This window comes from Saprospiraceae bacterium, from assembly GCA_016719615.1.
Lineage (GTDB): Bacteria > Bacteroidota > Bacteroidia > Chitinophagales > Saprospiraceae > Vicinibacter.
Map to the genome: position 1 here is coordinate 642667 of JADJYQ010000001.1, position 14402 is coordinate 657068.

At 35.6% G+C, this 14402-nt stretch carries 14 protein-coding genes; all 14 read right to left on the minus strand.

Annotated features, from left to right (window positions below; genetic code table 11):
• Position 1 precedes the first annotated feature (1 nt).
• The gene (locus tag IPM92_02645) at positions 2–1039 is read right to left on the minus strand and encodes an RNA-directed DNA polymerase (GenBank protein MBK9107293.1); all 1038 of its coding nucleotides are present in this window, start codon (positions 1037–1039) and stop codon (positions 2–4) included.
• Between the two features lie 29 nt (positions 1040–1068).
• A complete protein-coding gene (locus tag IPM92_02650; protein ID MBK9107294.1) occupies positions 1069–1863 on the minus strand; it encodes a hypothetical protein in 795 nt (264 codons plus the stop codon).
• Positions 1856–2821 carry a hypothetical protein gene (locus tag IPM92_02655; GenBank protein ID MBK9107295.1) on the minus strand — a complete coding sequence of 322 codons (966 nt, stop codon included), beginning with the start codon at positions 2819–2821 and terminating at the stop codon, positions 1856–1858. Before IPM92_02655 ends, IPM92_02650 begins: the two co-directional genes overlap by 8 nt.
• 65 nt (positions 2822–2886) lie before the next feature.
• Positions 2887–3216, minus strand: coding sequence for a hypothetical protein (locus IPM92_02660; protein MBK9107296.1), 330 nt, complete (start codon positions 3214–3216; stop codon positions 2887–2889).
• A gap of 17 nt (positions 3217–3233) precedes the next feature.
• Positions 3234–3608, minus strand: a complete 375-nt coding sequence (locus tag IPM92_02665; protein MBK9107297.1) for a PH domain-containing protein — start codon at positions 3606–3608, stop codon at positions 3234–3236.
• Positions 3608–4369: a hypothetical protein gene (locus IPM92_02670; GenBank protein MBK9107298.1), complete on the minus strand. Its 762-nt coding sequence runs from the start codon at positions 4367–4369 to the stop codon at positions 3608–3610. Before IPM92_02670 ends, IPM92_02665 begins: the two co-directional genes overlap by 1 nt.
• A 13-nt stretch (positions 4370–4382) precedes the next feature.
• Positions 4383–5531, minus strand: coding sequence for a hypothetical protein (locus IPM92_02675; GenBank protein MBK9107299.1), 1149 nt, complete (start codon positions 5529–5531; stop codon positions 4383–4385).
• Positions 5532–5635: 104 nt separating this feature from the next.
• Positions 5636–6931: a type III-B CRISPR module RAMP protein Cmr6 gene (cmr6, locus tag IPM92_02680; GenBank protein MBK9107300.1), complete on the minus strand. Its 1296-nt coding sequence runs from the start codon at positions 6929–6931 to the stop codon at positions 5636–5638.
• A 10-nt stretch (positions 6932–6941) separates the two neighbouring features.
• Entirely contained in the window at positions 6942–7397 is a 456-nt protein-coding gene (locus IPM92_02685; protein MBK9107301.1) for a hypothetical protein, read from the minus strand.
• Positions 7394–8206, minus strand: coding sequence for a type III-B CRISPR module RAMP protein Cmr4 (cmr4, locus tag IPM92_02690; protein MBK9107302.1), 813 nt, complete (start codon positions 8204–8206; stop codon positions 7394–7396). Before cmr4 ends, IPM92_02685 begins: the two co-directional genes overlap by 4 nt.
• Positions 8207–8211: 5 nt before the next feature.
• Positions 8212–9258, minus strand: a complete 1047-nt coding sequence (locus tag IPM92_02695) for a hypothetical protein (GenBank protein MBK9107303.1) — start codon at positions 9256–9258, stop codon at positions 8212–8214.
• Between the two features lie 97 nt (positions 9259–9355).
• Positions 9356–11254 (minus strand): hypothetical protein, encoded by a 1899-nt coding sequence (locus IPM92_02700; protein ID MBK9107304.1) that lies wholly within the window; start codon positions 11252–11254, stop codon positions 9356–9358.
• Entirely contained in the window at positions 11251–12762 is a 1512-nt protein-coding gene (locus IPM92_02705; GenBank protein ID MBK9107305.1) for a hypothetical protein, read from the minus strand. The genes IPM92_02700 and IPM92_02705 overlap by 4 nt, the downstream gene beginning before the upstream one ends.
• The gene (locus IPM92_02710; GenBank protein MBK9107306.1) at positions 12759–14150 is read right to left on the minus strand and encodes a hypothetical protein; all 1392 of its coding nucleotides are present in this window, start codon (positions 14148–14150) and stop codon (positions 12759–12761) included. The genes IPM92_02705 and IPM92_02710 overlap by 4 nt, the downstream gene beginning before the upstream one ends.
• Positions 14151–14402 lie beyond the last annotated feature (252 nt).

The following is a 14402-nucleotide window of genomic DNA, read 5'->3' on the forward strand; positions in this document are numbered from 1 at the left end:
ATTAAAAAAATTCGTATGGAAGATCCAACCAGCTTACAGATTCAAAATCTTGCATAATTTCTTTGGCTTCTTCAAATTGGTCGAAAAGCTTGCCTACACCCTGATCTTCGGGCATCACGGTCAAGGCAAAGTTTATTTTGCCACGTAATTCTGATTCAAACAATTTTAACTTTTTTGCACTCGCACCTGTCCGATACCTGGATTCTACTTCCATGTACGATTTATATCTCATCAATTCTTTCTGCAATCCTTCCAGATACAATTCCGGCAAGCCAAGTCTGTTGCCATCGAGCAGAATACCGGTGATTTCCTTTCGATCTTCATGTCCAAACCATTTGATTTTTTGAGGGTTCACGTTAAAGCCACATTGCGATATGATACTCTTAATGTTGTCCAAGTGTTCGGGCTCCATCAAATCAAGAGTGGAAAAACTAAGATCATCTGCGTACCTAGAATATACAAGTCCTGTATGTTTGCTGTATTGTATCAATTCACGATCCATCTCAATGCTGGCCATATTTGATAATACAGGAGAACTTGGAGCACCCATTGGCAATCTATCATGATAGGTAGTTAATCTGGCCAATATATCAATCAATTCGTCATGAAAATGATTGAAATGAATTTTAAAGATTTCTTCCACCCTGACACGACTTACCTGATGAAAAAAATCTTTAAGATCCACATTCAATAAATAATTACATCCTAAATGTTGCATAGCATTCCCGGTAATCGTCCTGTCTTCACCGGCTTCCCGTTTAATCACAAAACCATATACACATTCAGGTCTGATCAGGCTGTAAAAAGCCTGCAAATGTTCATTGATAAATGTTTGTACGATTTTGAGTTTCTTTTCGGGATCTTCAACCAATCTTAAACCACCTTTAGATTTTGGAATTTCGTAACGGTGATATCGTGGTTGATGGGCCATCAACACCACTTGCTGTTCATGCTTGCGAATCAAACTGCAAAGATCTCTTAGGGTTTCGATTTTACTGAATCGTTTAGCTCTGATCTTTATGGCAGTTTTTATAGACATATAGCTTTATTTCATTCTTTCAAAGAACTTTATCCGTCGTCGTGATCTACGGATCGTAAGGGCCTCAATACACCAAAACCAAGAGCTTTAAGGCTGCCAATTGAAATTTCAGGTGGCAAATAAGCATTGATCCCGGCAATCAGATCGGCAGAAACATAAGTCAGGATTTCATTATTCTGTTTTGGCCTATACTTTGCAGTACGAAATCCTTTAAAATCCATGACTTTTGCTCTGAATGGCTTACCATGTTCTGAATCCCATTCAACACTCTCCGCAAAATGAGTAAGGCTATCCTTTATTTTATTTTCTATCAACCTTAATTTATCTTCAAAAAATTGCTCTGCTTTAAATTGCTTATAGGCACCTTCTTCATTGAATGGCAAAAAATGGGTTAAGGTGTAGGGCAAAAAATTTAAACCGGGCAACATTTTAACTTTAGTCTTTTCAATTTGAAACTCTTCAAATAGTTTTAATTTAATCTTAGAATGTCCCCATCTAATTTTAGGTTCCGGATTCTTCTTTACAAATGAATTTAAAACATTAACACCCTTTGCAACAGCCCAAATAGATGCATAAAAATGCCTGCCAATAAGTTCAGACCTGAATTGGATAAGTGGATACCTCAAATAATTGGCCTTGCCCATCCCTGTCTTTATAATCTTTTGTTGTGTATTGTTTTTTAGGTCATCAATTTCCTCTAGATGATTGTGCCAAATATCTTCTGTTGGATCCTGTAAATGCAGAATCTCCTTTTTAAAGTGGGGAATTTCATCCGGTCGGAGCGGTAGATTGTATATAATTTTTAAGGTTTTTATGTTATTCATATGAAGCGTAGCTATCTTGAGTTAATAGAAAGGTTTCCAATTGTTCAATCAAATTAATTGCAGATATACAGGACATTCCACTCCGTTCAAAAATATGCAGAACTTGCGAAGATTCCAAAGTAGGTAACAAAACAAAGGAATTTTGTTCATTCATGCCAAGCAAATGTCTATGATTGTTGAACTTCTGATAATATTCGCCTATGGCCCCACTTTTACATTCAAACCAATAAATTTGCCCATTGAGCATAAGCATCAGGTCAAGTTCAGTATGTTTGCCATCTGGTTTGATTACTGCTAATTGACTTAAAATATCAAAGGACTGTATTTTATTTAGACGCTGCTTTAAAAATAACGATAATTTGCTTCGAAGCAACAACTCCAACCAATATCCATTGATAAACATTGCTGATTTATGGATCTCCGCAACATCAACAAATAGCTCACTTTTGCTTTTAGTTTCAAAGCGATCAATGATCCCATGTTGTTTGAGCATATCACACCAGGTTTGAATATATTGCAATGATGTTTCGGTTGTGCGTGTAGTAAAATTCTTTTTGTTCCGCTGATTGGCCTTTAATAATTCATAAAAAATCTGCAAGTTTCCAAAGTGCGAGGCCAGGTAATCCACTGCCTGAAATAAGTAGCTGTCTGCTTTCAATGAAGTAATGGCACCTACCAATTTTATATTCTTTGATTTTAACCAGTTTTTGATAAAGTTCCTTTTATGTTTTGAAGCCCATTGCGTCTTATGATCCTGAAGAGTTACATTCGGAGCTTGGTTTAGTTTACTCTTGAAATTTCTGACCAACAAACTAAATTCTTTGATGGGCACTTGCTTATCGGCTTCCTTTTGAAGCAAAACCAGTTGAGACAAATGTTCCAGAGCATCAGCTAACTCCTGAAGAGATTCAGCTAAAATTGCAATGTTCAATTCCGATGGTGTTGTAGATTCAGACACTTTTATTCGACAAAATTTAAATGGTTTGTAATCATTTTTATAAATTAATTGTGTTCAATCATCAATCATCGAAACATTTGTCTCACGATAATATACAACCCAATCAATGCAATAATCAAAGCAAGGATAGCAGCCAGGACACCCTGAAATTGCGCATCATCGCCCTGTGAGACATACTTTGCAAAAAGGTAGATAGATGCTGCACAAATACCAAGCTTCATTACAGTTGTCCCAACGGCTGCCATAAAAACAACAGCAACCATTATCAAAGCAGCCGTTTCTATGGGTAGAATTCCAAAATATGTTAATCGCACACAAACTATTGTTGCACTTAAAATACTTGCAATGGCAGACATATTTTCCATTAACGATCTTTTCTTTCTTGTACCAAACATATCGTGATGTTATGCACTCATATTAAGCTCAGCTTCCATAAATTCCTTTCTGAACAAAGATGGTTGCCAAATACAATGAAAATTTCTCGTGTACCGCCGCTGCCGGTTATCGTAACTGTACCAAAATTAAGAATGCGACCCAAAATACTTTGATCGACAAAAACGGATTCTATTTTACGTAGGCTCATTTCAAATGTCCAGATTCTGATCAAACCCTTCTTGATAATGATGCGCCGGTTGGTAATCACGAATTCATCGGTCAATTGTTGAATTATAGGAATGATAAATAATGAGATTAAAGCCTTCCATGAAATAAAGTGAACCCAATGGTAAGTGGTCTCATGGAGAATCGATTCTCCTTTAAGCAAATGTCTTTCAGCATAAGTAGCCATTACAGTTGAATCAAGGCAGCACCATAATCCTCTTTCATTAAAGAAGCATGGCAGGCATCAAAATAGGTCAGCCAGAAGTTTTTAATTCTGAAGAAGCGGTCGCTGTCTCTGCTTCTAGCCCCGGCTACGTATACTTTTACACCGGTCAGATCGGGCAGGCCTCGTGGTTTTTTTTGTTCAAGTTCTATGATTTGTTTGTTCCGGTCATCGTTGAGATTTTCCACCGGAAACCGGTAATCTGCAGAATATTGTTCCATGTCGGATAAGAGAATCAGATATTTATTCAAATGGGTGTTTTTTTTGAATACATTCTCGGCAACATGAATTGCAGAAATAATATCCGTAGTTTTTGCTAATCGTTCACTATTAAGGATAAAATTTTGGACTTTAGTGGTGATCATAGATTTTTCCAAATTTAAAACCGAATCAAATTTGGACTTTTCCATATTCATGATTAATTCATTGTCTGTTGTAGGTTTAAAGCTTAAAAATTTATGATTTGCAATGTATTCCGGCTCATTGATGGAAGATTCCGTAATGAGTCCCACAACAAGAACATCTTCAGCTCCGATCTTTTCAATCAGTTTTGTAAAATTATCAGAATACCTCTGTCGTGTTTGCAAATCCTGTCTTACCCCGGACATATCCAATAAAACGCACCAGGTTGTGGTGGTTTGGTTTTTATCTTCAGTACAGGAAAGTAGTGATAGCAAAACGATTAAAAGCCCTGATCCAAAAAAATATTTAAATTTCAAATGCATAAAATTAGATTTCTTAATTATCACTGGGTTTAGGCAATGGTTGATTGTTTGGTATGATATCACAATTCCAGTCCAGATCCTTTTCCCATAAACCTGCCGGCATGATCAGTTCCTGAATACTTTTTTGAAAACATGCAGGAATGGTTTGAGAGCGTCTTACCTCCTGATTCTTGTTCCGATAAACAGAAATCAGCCATTTCACAACTTTGATCATATCGCGGCCAATGGATACATGATGGTCAAATTCTTCTTTACGCAAATGTTTTATTTTTTCATAATGCAGTCTTGCCAATTCGTATTCTTTGACGGCAGTTGCATAATCTGATCCGAATTTTTCCATTACTTTTTTTGCCCCTAAATACCGCAACTTTAAAGTTCTGAATTTCTCAGGATCTTTATGAGCAGCTCTGTAAGAAACAAAAGCTGCAATCAACCAAATTAATAAATTTATAAAAACAAAGGCTAATGTAGCCTGGAAAGGAGTAATGCTTAGTTTTAATGCTGAATCTCTCCAGGCAACTTCAAACAAAGCTTCCCTTAAAAAAGAGATAACTACAAAAACAATAAAGGGCACCAATACCAAAAACGTTGCCCAAATGCGTTGCGTTTGAGTTTTATTATCGATTCGAACCGTATGCCCAAATGCGAATGCTGAAACCGGCAACGCGATACTAATGGTAGCAGCACTGATCATGGTTTCAACTTTGGATGAACCCATGACTGAAAAGATCATGTAATTAAAATAAAATTCAGCAACTGCTAAAAGTGCAATCAGTATATATTCACCAGTCTTTGAGAATGCCGGTGCTTGTAAATCTTCAAATTCTTCCAGGGCTTCATCATATTCCTTTTTAGCGCTATCGAATTCTGCTTTTTCAGTCTCCAGATTCATAGCACAGGCTTGTGCTTTAATAAAGGCATCGCAATAAAGTGGTTTCAACTTTTTATCTTGGCTGCTCCATTCGGTTGCAAGGTCACTCAACCAGTCATCACCCGCTTTCATCAATTCCATTTCGTATAATGCAGGATCCTGCCGATTATCTTCCGGCTGAACAGGAAATTCTTCTTTCGTAAATGGCCACAGTTTCCATCGCCAACCTCGGCCATCGAGTTTTCCTTTTTTACAGACTTTGTTGCGGGTGTAGATGTATTTTTTTGGCATGATGTGAGTAATTTAGTAATAAAATTTATAAATTCAAATTATATAAATATCAGAAGTAATTATATTAAATTTATACTTGTGTGTATTTAGAGATATTTATAGAATTATTTATATAATTCAATTCTTGATATTTGGTAATTCCCATTTTTTAATGATCCAATGGTATCTACAATTTTAAAGTCCACTTCAATACCTATTAGACCTTTGTAACCTTGTAAATTTAAGAAATCAGACTGACCTTTAACAAAGAGTTGGACTTTAGCGTTTCCACTTTTGAGTTCATGAATATATCCTGATATCTTCTCATTTTTATATACTGAGGAAATGGATGGCCAGTTTTCACTTTCGGGAACTTTGGTAATATCTGGTTTTGTAGGTGGCTTAATTATTATTTCTTCCTCACTGCTGGTACCATCACCTACTTCATCTTTATCACTCTGTAATGGAGAAAAGTTTATATACCAATTGGACTGGTTTACAGATTGTTCAGAAGTGCTTAACTTAAATTGACCAAAGCCAGTACCCCTTCTTGCACCTGCTCCAAAATTTTCAAGTAAATATTTAAAAAGTGTTAATTTTTCGCCTGAAGTAAGTCCTCCTTTATCATTCAATAAGAATTGAAATTTCATTTCTACTCCGGGTAGAAGTTTTATATGTTTGATGGGTACTGGATTCCTTAAAGGATGGTCATGAGGTGTGAGCACGTCTTCACCTAAGAAGGCATCGTTTACATCATCTGGAATATTCGTGTTTAACACTTTTGCATTCACACCTTTGCATGGAAATGCTTCTAAAAAAATATCTTGATTAGTTGAAGGGATTGAATTAATTATTTTCTTACTTCCTTCAAATACTTCATCTTTCCCTTCAAATACAACTTGTTCAAATATATTAACTTTTTCAGCATCCCAAGTTTTATTGAGTATTTCCTTTAAAATTGAAATTATCCGATTGGTCATTGCTTTTTTGAGAGATTCGCAATCCTGATCGTTCTTGTTGCACTTAATTCTATTCGGAAAATGACTTCTTAGAATACCCTTAACTGAAGAACCAGTCACAACTGGTATGCCAGTCGTAAAGTCAAAATAGAAACCTGTTTTTACCTCTGTTTCGTGTGGATGTGATTTGTTGTCAGCTCCAGTTTTAGCACCATGTCCATAACCCAGGCCCATCATCATTCCTGGCCAGTCCACAGTCAAGTTAAATGATACATAGGGTCTATTTGTATCACCTAAGTCTAAGCTGGAAAGGTCTAGTGGTTTCCATTTCTCACCTAATGAAACATTGAAAAGAGCATGGTGGAGATTGTAGGTGTTTTTCTTATAAAGGGACTTATTCATTGCAGACAACTCATTAAAAACAGTTTTATTGAAGGCTAATCCTGGATTGCTAATGTTCATAATGTCTTATTTAAGATTTTGGAAATGTTCGGAGGGCAATCTTCAAAGCTGCAGCTGCAGCTGCAATTTTAACAATACACGATTTGTCATCAGGACAATAGTATTTACTCAATTCAGTTGGCCATACCTCACGGTCGTTAGGATTTTCCTTTTTAATAAGGTTTAAGATAGATCTTGGAATTAATGCTTTGTTCTCTTTGCTTCTTCCTCCAGAAGCTTTGTCCGCCTCCTCAAAAAATATAATAGCTGCTAATGGAGTGGAGTTAATCATATCTGCGCCAAATGATGAGAAGTAACCATGAAAAGCATTTGGAACAGCCCTTACAGTTCTCTTTTCTTTAGTCCCATCAGATGCAGTAAACACTAGATCAGTGCTTCCGATAATAAATTCCGCTTTCATATCATTGATGACATCTATCGCTAAAGGAATTAAAGAGTCAAATCTTTTTTTGCTAATGGTACTCATGGTATTTCGGTTATTTTGGTGAAACCATAACCTACAGAAGCATTGCCGCCGACTTGTAGGGTACCCTTTGTAAGATCAAAAGTCTTTTTCTTGGAAGCGTCATCCCACATAACTGGAAAGTAAAGTATGGATTCTCTTGGAAGAACCTGTTCGTACCAAAGATTCTGACTCTGTCCATCTTCAAGTGCATTTCGGGCGATGACTGTCAGATTTAAGTCATTGCAAAGTTCAATCAAAGTCTCATTATCCAAAACTACCACTGGATGTTTTGTTCCGAGCAAGGTCTTTATTTGAGTTTCAATATTTTTTTCTAAATTGCCGATGGTTCGCTTACCGGACTGCCCTAGGTCGACATCAGTAATTTCGTCGCTAACTTTAAACTTGTGCTCAGCAGAAATAGTAATAGGATTTTCTGTTAGCCCTAAATCCTTTCTAAATTGGTAGTAGGCATTAACGGTACTTATTGATACGCCGAGAATGAAAGGGACTTTATCCGTTCTTAGCGGAATAGCCAGCAAATGCGCAGGAAGAAAATTACAAGAACCTTGTTGGGCATTTTTGTCTTCGCCACCAGAGTCAGAACTAGATACTCCATCATTTCTTGTATGGTCACTGCCGAAAACTTCTTTCAGTCCTGGTATTCCCTTAAATTTTTGCTTAATGGCACCTTTTAACCCGCTGCTGTTGATACAGGGCAATCCACTAGCAGCATCACGCTCAATGAGTTTGTCAATTACGCCGTAATTGGATTCGCCACTTCCTACATGCATATTGGTAATGGCTCTTAAACGATAGAATTGTGTATACATGGTCATTATTTTATAAGTCCTTTTGGAATTTGGTTTAATCGTTGAAAATGGTTGTAACCTATATTTCGAAATGCATAATTTGAACTTAAAGCTTTTGCCAGCTCAGTGGCTAAATTATCATTTTTCGCGATCAAAATACTACCATGCTTAAGCAGTACTTGGGCATTAGAGCCATTTTGTTTTAGTGAGTTGAAATCAGCAGGTCGTTTATTCCAATTTTCATTTGCTTTGCTCTGTGTTCGCATGTTTCGGAAGTGTTGTGTATCAGTTACAACAGTTGCACAATGATTGTAAATTGAATTATCTGCCTTGGCATCACTCATTAATATGAAAACCGTTCCTGAATTTCCTTCTGTGTTAGTAATGCCATCAGTTACTGATAGTCTGTAAATCGATCGGTCTCCACCAAAACGAATAATATCAATAGTGTCTTTCCAATCCGAGGCCTTCAAAAGATTATGGTCGTCAATATCAGCTGTGAAACTATAGGCAAAGTCAGGATGCATTCGCCAAAATTCAGTTTCAAAAAAGCCTTCATCATTGGGAGTACCTTTATAACTTTTTGTAATACCCGGACGAGTGTCTTTTCTGAATATCCCGCCACTACTCCAATTGGCAAGAATGAAGCCATATTCCTGTTCTGAGTCCAATACATCATCACATTCAGCTGGATGACTATTTCCGTTGAAGTCGGAGAATATGAGTTTAAAATGTGAATGGTTTTTAGGATCATATCGGTTTGCTTCACCAAATTGAAAAATATTAAGTTCATCCCAGTCTTCACTATTATCCCCAAAGGAAACTTTCACATTATGGAAAGTATGGGTATTCATATTAATTGGGTCACGCAGTGGATAGAAATCATTATTGCCATTGTAAATGCTAACTGGAGAGACGTTTTTGATTATTCCAAATTTTTGTTCGTTACTGCCATCAAAACTCTTAGTCCCAATTAAGGAATTCCATTCTGTAGAATAGTTTCCAAGTAATCCTGATTTACGCAATGCCTCATAACGAAGGAAACCTAAGATGGTTGTTTGCTGAGGTAGCATTCGGCTTTTTTGCAAGTAATCTTGCTTAAACAAGCTTTTTCATCCCCAAAAAAAAATGGTGTCAAGAGGTTTGAGTATAAATCGAAGTGTTGTCATATTATACTTCCAGTATTTGAGGTGATGGTTTAGAAACAGGTGCCCGAGTATCGCGGATAAAATGCAAAAGGCGTATAATGCCATACAGAGTGTCAATTGTTTGCTTTATATGTTCAGCTTTAGTCATTCCTCCTGACAGAAGTTCATTCTTTCTTGTCATAATGAGCATGGAGATAAGTAAATCACGTACCTGATTAAGATAATCCCGCACGGTGTTATGAATTCCTTCATTAAATGCATTATCGAACAGCGCAATAATATGTTTTTGTAATTCATCATCATTGTCATCTTTAGCACACTTAATAATTACTGCTTTATAATAGCGAAGTTTTTGAGTAACTGAATTCACAAACTGTTCGATATGGCCGCTTTCCGCTTTTAATATGTTTTTTTCGCTAATTAACTCAATTACCTTCTCCCAAGTACTTTGGTCATTCTTGTCTAATACACCGCCAAACCACTGCCCGCTGTGTTTTGTAATCTTTAAGTTAATGCGGTTGCGGGTCTTGTAATTATTATTTTTTACTGCTTGCATGAGCTCATAACTTTCTGAATAAATTTCGTGTAAAGGCCTTTTGAAATATGCAATACTTACACCGTATGTCATACAGGGTCGATTGATAGTATATAATTGATATTTTTCGTAACTACCATCTGATTTCTTTTTGTTAAATACATCATCAAATATTTTATCTATATCTTTTATAAGGTGTAAGACCGTTTGAAATTGGGGTACAGAATGTCCATTTACTATTTTTCGGCAAGCAATTGGTGCAAAAAATACCAAATCGTCACCTCCTATGTATATGGGTGCACCTCCAAAACCCCAGTCCGTTTTAGCTCCCTGAGTAAACCTCTTTCCGGCAATAACCTCATTTGCTTTTTGTGCAAATTCCAATAAATCTTCTGAAAATCCTTGTACCTGATCATCGGGTAAACTGCCAATAAGGTTGCCCATCCTGTCTCCGTCGGCATGAACAATGGCAATATATTTATGATACAGACGCCTATCATTTTTTTCAGCAAGTCTAATAAGTCTATTAAGCAGATCATCCTCTTTTAAGTCAGATTCGAGATCATTTTCATCTTCGATTGACTTATCCTCGGCATCAGGATTATTTAGTAACTCCATAGTTTTTAACTGTTCATTTTTGACGAGTTCATTATAATCACTTTCAATTATCCTGTCGTATTCATTTCTGATATTCTCTGATATAAACCTGATTTCTGTGGTTGTAATTTCCGGCAGCGATGGGAAATGGTTGAAACTTTCGTCAAGAGCGTCATTCAATAGAAAACTATGGTTTATGCCGCGAAGAAATACTTTAATGGGGTCAGGATCGAAACTGGTAATTGAAGAACGTAATTCTGCATGGTCAAGTAAAGTATTCAGGGACTTCACTGTACCCAATGGTCGTTCATTTTCCTTTAAGTTATCCTGAGACAGATCAGCCTGAATAGTGTAAACCTGAAGATAATTGAAAAGATAATCTTTGGCGTTTTCATAATTGTTTCTAATGTGCATCTTAAGTAATCTGGCATACGGGTCATAAGCTCTATAGGACTGGATGTATCGAAGCATTTCGCTTACCACTTTATCCTTTACATCCCTTACAACATTCTTTACATCATCTAATTTATCTCCTTTGACTTGGAGTAAAATTCTGTCTGGGTACAATCCTACGCCGGGTTTTTTTACAAGTAAATTTTTCATATCAAGTGCAGATTTTGGACTGGGCAATAGAATTGTAATTCCATCCTTGCTTTGCAATTCCAGAACCAATTGTCTGCACAGATACGAAAATAAGTAACTACCGCCCCACAATTCGCGTGTTTTATCTGCCTTTTGGAATGTCTTATAAATGGGGCCTATTGTGATGCCGATATGAAGAATGCTCATTGCTGCTGTTGATTTAGTTTGATGAAAATGGCTTCAGCTTGGGGTTTAAGTTGATTAAATATTTCTTGTAGCGACTTCAGCGATTTATCATTTGGTGATTTTACTTTTACATATGTTGCAAGATTCGTTGTATTTAGTACGTGCGCCAAAAATCGATTATAATTAAAAGAATCAGGAAATTTAAGACCCCAACTTCCTAGAGTAAGATTTGATGTCGTCCCAATCTTGATTGTTTCACCAAGGATTGCTGTTTCATCCGCATATCCTTTTTGATCGTTTTGCGCAAATGCTATTTGAATGTAAGAAGGTACTTCAAAAAAGACCCTGAATTTATTAATATCTGTTCTAATAGGTTTAAAAAAAATGGGGGATTTGAAGCGATCAATCTTTTGATTGTTGCCAGACGGAATATGTTCCTTATAAACTGTTGCATGGTTGTTTGTATTCGGCAATTTGTAATCCTTCCATTGTTGGACTGATGACAAGCCAAGTAAATCGCGCCAGAGGAATTTGTTAAAAATTTCAGCCATTGCTTCTTCCCAAAAAAGTGGTGAATCATTATCGCTAGGAATACCTATAACATTATGCCTTATTTTTTGAGTAGATTCGTTCTCAGGTGTGCTTTTGTAATTATTTAAGAAGAATTTCTGTTTAATAGTTTTTTTATCCCATTGTAACTTCTGGTCTTCCTTAACATACTTCCACATTAGGGATTTAAAATAGTGCCCTCCGAATTTTTTTGTATTTATCCCACTTCGTAATGTTTTATAAAACAAGTCAATCTTTTCAAATAGATTCTTCATCCTTTTTTCCTCAGTATTCCCTTCAACAGTTACATCAAATTTCCATGAAAATTTTCGGTTGAACCAATTGTCATAATTTTCAGGAAATCCTTCTGCACCCTTTTCTATGAAGAAACTACCAAACCCTTTACCTTGCCGGGTGCCAAAATTGGTTTTGAGTAAAAAACTGGGAAATTGATTATTGATTTCAGCTAACAAATCTTCAAAAGGTGATGAAAACGTAATAATTACTCCAGTAAAGTAATTAAGACGCTTGATTCGCTTTTTACCTGTTCTATATTCATCTTCAGGATGAAAACTACCATTTGCATTAATTGCCTTAACTTTTAGTTGATTTCCGAAGTAAGTAGGATAATCGGTATTGCGCAATTTTGGATTTATTGGATTGTTTTCATCAATTTCGATATTTATCTCATCTTCAAATTTGTTATTTCCAATTGTGGATATTTTTACTGAGTAATTGAATGCCGGATTACTTTTATCTTTTAATTTAGCCCCACGGAGCCATTTTTTCAGCTTTTCAGTTTTCAATGCAGCTTCACGTCTTTTTTCATTTCCTCGGAGTTCATTTGCTAGAATTGCAATGAGCCATTTATCTAATTTTGATTTAAGCTCAGTTGGTCTCAAACTTGCATTATTTTCATTCCATTGGAAGTGAATTATTGGAGTATGTTGTCGTAATTTAAACTGAATTTGAAAAGTCATAAAGATTTTCTTAATTTTCTAAAAATTGGAATACAACTATTAAAAATAAATGGTAATATTAGGATTGTTATGATACTAATTAATAATCCACAGCCAATCCATTTTAATGCATTAAAGTCAGGAGTATTGCCTAGTACCATCCCATTTTGAAATATATTGGCACCTAGAATTCCAAAGACAATTGCAAATGGCACTCCAACTGTAGTTATTTTTGCGATCAATGCTTGTTCATACATTGTTACATATGAATGTAATTCCTGAATCTCAGAATCTAGGTCTTTAACATCTTTATGAATTTGCATTATATCCTGTAATTGATTGTACATTTCAATTCCTTGAATCTGTGATGTAACTTCACGAAAGTAAAGTTTATTTATAAACTCAACATAATGTAAGTGTAAACTCCTTATGCGTCTGACCATCTTTTGAGGCTTAGATTTAATAGGTGTCAAATTTGCAACCTCACCAGAATACCTAAGTGCTGTGCTCCGCTGTGCAAGGCATAATACTGCAATTTGATAGTACATAGTTTGTATGTGTGGTAACACGAAACATCCACCTATGCATACAAAGGAATCTCTTGTAAAGCCATATAAGGTGCCATCGTATTGCCCACTTTTACGTTTATAGTCGTACCATCTTGAGTATGTATGTGTTAATATTTGATTAGCTTGTAAATTATCGTCATTAATGGAAGGATCATCCTGATTTTTGTCTCCAAACATAAAGGAATACCAAAATTTATCTGTTGCATAAGCAGGTAGGTACTCATTCTCAATTCTCATAAACGTGTTGTCCACTTTTGTTGGGATTGCCAGGGCATTTGCTTTTTTAGTATTGTCATACCAACATTGAAAAAACATTCGATCATCCATTACTCTGCTTAATCGAATCAACCCATTCTTATGATCTAAATGTTCATGTTGATTGAAAGCAAAATGAGCATTAAATAGTCCTGAAATGAACTTAGGAGCATGAATTACCATTTGATCACGATAGGATGTTGTGCCTTCTGTTGTATAGTAACCTTTAGTTGTAAGTTTTGTTAGGTCATCAAATCTTTCAAAATTATCTTCGATTGGATTAGTGCCTAAGTCTGGATTTAGTATAATTTTAGAAGCAAGAAAATTGCTTTTAACAGCTGCTGTTCGCGGCTCGGAATTTCCTAAATATTGAGGATAGATTCTTCTGCCAAATTCATTTATAAGAAGAATACTACTTTCATCATGTTGATTTTCTTTGTGGTTTTCACAATCAATACTTAATATCAATACACCCGTAGAAAAAACATGAAGGCAAATTGATTTTAGATGTAATATATAAGTTTTTAATTTGGTATCAATTATATATTCAGCATTATTTCCAAGTTTATATTCATAATAGGCCATAAATTTGTTTTTTGGCATTTTACCCCATACGGGATTTTCGTTCTGCCAATTTTGTTTTTCATTCCTCTCTTGTTGATCGAAAATGGCCTTTCGGACATAATCGTGAAAATAAACAAATTCATTGTAATCCTTTTCGGTATTTAACCTGTAAAATTGTCTTCTCCAATTAGTATTATTAAGGTATTTATGAAATTTTGTGATATCGGATCTTAATTCAAAATCGTAAGTACTTAGGTTCTTCTTTCCAGGAAC

Coding starts and splice junctions, on each gene's coding strand:
- IPM92_02685 (MBK9107301.1), bottom strand. CDS start 7,397: ATGAGTACCATTAGCAAAAAAAGATTTGACTCTTTAATTCCTTTAGCG.
- cmr6 (MBK9107300.1), bottom strand. CDS start 6,931: ATGAACATTAGCAATCCAGGATTAGCCTTCAATAAAACTGTTTTTAAT.
- IPM92_02670 (MBK9107298.1), bottom strand. CDS start 4,369: ATGCATTTGAAATTTAAATATTTTTTTGGATCAGGGCTTTTAATCGTT.
- IPM92_02675 (MBK9107299.1), bottom strand. CDS start 5,531: ATGCCAAAAAAATACATCTACACCCGCAACAAAGTCTGTAAAAAAGGA.
- IPM92_02700 (MBK9107304.1), bottom strand. CDS start 11,254: ATGAGCATTCTTCATATCGGCATCACAATAGGCCCCATTTATAAGACA.
- IPM92_02650 (MBK9107294.1), bottom strand. CDS start 1,863: ATGAATAACATAAAAACCTTAAAAATTATATACAATCTACCGCTCCGA.
- cmr4 (MBK9107302.1), bottom strand. CDS start 8,206: ATGTATACACAATTCTATCGTTTAAGAGCCATTACCAATATGCATGTA.
- IPM92_02665 (MBK9107297.1), bottom strand. CDS start 3,608: ATGGCTACTTATGCTGAAAGACATTTGCTTAAAGGAGAATCGATTCTC.
- IPM92_02705 (MBK9107305.1), bottom strand. CDS start 12,762: ATGACTTTTCAAATTCAGTTTAAATTACGACAACATACTCCAATAATT.
- IPM92_02660 (MBK9107296.1), bottom strand. CDS start 3,216: ATGTTTGGTACAAGAAAGAAAAGATCGTTAATGGAAAATATGTCTGCC.
- IPM92_02710 (MBK9107306.1), bottom strand. CDS start 14,150: ATGGCCTATTATGAATATAAACTTGGAAATAATGCTGAATATATAATT.
- IPM92_02645 (MBK9107293.1), bottom strand. CDS start 1,039: ATGTCTATAAAAACTGCCATAAAGATCAGAGCTAAACGATTCAGTAAA.
- IPM92_02695 (MBK9107303.1), bottom strand. CDS start 9,258: ATGCTACCTCAGCAAACAACCATCTTAGGTTTCCTTCGTTATGAGGCA.